The organism is Ureibacillus massiliensis 4400831 = CIP 108448 = CCUG 49529 (assembly GCF_000772965.1).
GTDB classification, from domain to species: domain Bacteria; phylum Bacillota; class Bacilli; order Bacillales_A; family Planococcaceae; genus Ureibacillus; species Ureibacillus massiliensis.
The window spans coordinates 1-911 of the sequence record NZ_JPVQ01000121.1 but is presented as its reverse complement, the minus strand read 5'-3'; the positions used below and the strand labels follow the sequence as shown (position 1 = coordinate 911).

General features: G+C 41.1%; 1 protein-coding gene. It reads right to left on the bottom strand.

Going from position 1 to position 911, the window contains the following annotated elements; translation table 11 throughout:
* On the bottom strand, positions 1 to 911 hold a 911-nt coding region (locus CD30_RS19195; protein ID WP_036180843.1), incomplete at both ends, for an IS110 family RNA-guided transposase.

Below are 911 nucleotides of genomic sequence, written 5' to 3'. Positions count from 1 at the left end.
AAAAGGCTTTATATTCGGTGTCATGTTTTCGTATGGCGTCTGATGCTTGAACAAGATAATAGCGTAAATATTTATTTCCGGTTCGCTCGCGATGAGTGTCTTCAGCTTCATATTCGCCTGACTGATACTGTGTCCATACTAAACCTGCGTATTTCGCTAAAGCGTGATGGTCATTAAAACGATGAATATCACCAATCTCTGCGATTAAACCCGCTGCGTACACGGGACCGATGCCTTTTACCGATGTTAATGTTTGAGGAATGCCTTTCATCATGCGTTCGATCTCTTTATCTAAACGCTTTACTTGGCTTTCCATGTGCTGAATTGTACTTAAAATCACTGATAAGGATAAGTTGACTGGATCAGCCATCACCTTATCTAATCGATAAGAGTTACGAGCAAGTTTTTTGAGATAGTTCGCGATCTCTTCTGGCTCTGCAAAGCGGTTTTTGCCTTTCTCTTGTAGGAACTCAACGAGTTCTTCTAATGGCATTTCCGCGATAATCTCTGGATCTAGTTCTTCGATTACAGCGACACTTGTCGCACCAAATGTATCAGAGAACGGGTTGTCTTGGCGTAGGCCACTAAATTTTAAGTAAAGCTGATTTAACATGTATGTTTTATTACGCGCAATTTCATGTGTTAAATGGAATCTTGTGCGTGTCAAACGACGCAAGGCATCGTAAATAAGGGTTTCTTGCATTTCATGTGGCAATCGTCCAAAGCGTAGATGATCCGCAATTACCCAGGCGTCCACTCGGTCGTTTTTCGGTAACGTATCATACCCCTTTTTAAAACGAGCTACTTTTCGTGCATTTAACATATAAATCGCTGTTTGAACATGAGGCAAAACCCTATGTAATTGTTTCTTTAAGTAATGGGCTAGGTGCCAACTATATTGATCAGTCGAC